General features: G+C 63.6%; 1 protein-coding gene. It reads left to right on the top strand.

The features are described from left to right. Positions 1-590 precede the first annotated feature (590 nt). Positions 591-1838, top strand: coding sequence for an epoxide hydrolase (locus ABZV38_RS40255; RefSeq protein ID WP_356333907.1), 1248 nt, complete (start codon positions 591-593; stop codon positions 1836-1838). The last annotated feature ends 91 nt before the right edge of the window (positions 1839-1929 follow it).

The following is a 1929-nucleotide window of genomic DNA, read 5'->3' as shown; positions in this document are numbered from 1 at the left end:
CCGAACTCGTCCTCGTCCGCGGCACCGCCTGCTGATCACCCACCAGCCGAACCGCCAGGCCAGCACGCCCAGACATCAATTTCCCCCAAGGCCGTAACCTCTCCCCACCTGGACACGCCCCCTCATACACGCAGCCGGCATCCACGGACAACTCAACGACCGCGCCCCCGACAACCCGCTCCTCCCCCTCATCACCATCCGACACGGACAGCAACTCCACCTCTCCGCGGCAGGAATCCGCTACGCACTGGACCCCACGCGGTAAGCACACCACGTGATCATTCCGGGGCCGTCGCCATGCCCGGAGGGCAGATCGCGACCGTCACGCTTCACCCATGATCAGCCACCCGACAGGCTCTCAGCCCAGGTGGAAGTCTTGCGGGCCGCCACGACTCTCCTGACTTGCAAATTTAAATTTAGGGTTTAACGTGGATAACACGACCGAATCGGACCGGCAGCCGTACATCCGCGCACCGGCCCTTGTACGGCGAAATTCGAACAATCCTTGGAGATTCACTATGTCTGAAGTACTTCCGCCGCACTCTCGACGGGCTTTTCTTTCCACCTCGGCCGCTGCGACGGCCGCAGCGGTGGCGGGATCCTTCAGCCTGTTCCCCGCCCAGTCGGCTGCAGCGGCCGAAAGGGGAGCAGGCCTCCATCCGGCAGCGGGCGGGAGTATCCGTCCCTTCCGTGTCCATTTCCCGGAGAGGGAACTGGTCGATCTCCGCCGGCGCATCGTGTCCACGCGCTGGCCCGAGCACGAGACCGTCGCGGATCACTCGCAGGGCGTGCCGCTTGAGACGATGCAGGAGCTCGCGCGCTACTGGGCCTCGGAGTACGACTGGCGCAAGGTCGAGACGAGGCTGAACTCCCTGCCGCAGTTCATCACCGAGATCGACGGGCTGGACATCCACTTCATCCACGTCCGCTCGAAGCACAAGAACGCTCTGCCGCTCATCGTCACCCATGGATGGCCCGGTTCGATCATCGAGCAGCTGAAGATCATCGAACCGCTCACCAACCCCACCGCACACGGCGGCAAGGCATCGGATGCCTTCCATGTGGTGATTCCGTCGCTGCCCGGCTACGGGTTCTCGGGCAAGCCGACCACGACCGGCTGGGGCCCCGACCGCATCGCCGGTGCCTGGATAGAGCTGATGAAGCGCCTGGGATACACGAAGTATGCGGCGCAGGGCGGCGACTGGGGTGCGCTCATCGTGGATCGCATGGGTGTGCAGGAACCCGCGGGGCTGCTCGGCATCCACACCAACTTGCCTGGTGTGGTTCCGCCCGCCATCGCCAAGGCGCTCGCGACGGGCAGCCCGGTGCCCCCCGGCCTCTCAGACGAAGAAAAGCACGCGTACGAGCAGCTGCAATTCACCTACAAGCACCTCGCCTACGCCCGCATCATGGGGTCGCGCCCGGAGACGCTGACCGGACTGACGGACTCGCCCGTCGGCCTGGCGGCCTTCATGCTCGACCACGATGGGCGCAGCCTGGAACTGATCTCCCGGGTCTTCGCCGGACACCGCGAAGGCCTGACACGGGACGACGTCCTCGACAACATCACGCTCTACTGGCTGACGAACACGGCGGTTTCTTCCGCTCGTCTGTACTGGGAGAACAAATACTCCCTCATCCCCAATGGCGTCTCCATCCCGGTTGCCGTGAGCGCCTTCCCCGACGAAAACTTCCAAGCCCCGATGAGCTGGGCACAGAAGGCCTACCCCAACCTCATCCACTACAACAAGCTCGAAAAGGGCGGGCACTTCGCGGCCTGGGAACAGCCGAAACTCTTTACAGAAGAGCTTCGCGCAGGTTTCCGGCCCCTTCGCTAGTAGGGCTTTGTTAGGTACCCCAAGTGCTCCTCGTCGGATAGATTGTGATCTTCTTTCAGGTGTGACTCCTGAGGAGATGGAAGAGGTCCGT

The organism is Streptomyces sp. NPDC005181 (assembly GCF_040608395.1).
Lineage (GTDB): Bacteria > Actinomycetota > Actinomycetes > Streptomycetales > Streptomycetaceae > Streptomyces.
Note: the sequence above shows the minus strand (reverse complement) of the source record. Positions and strands in the feature narration are given on the sequence as shown.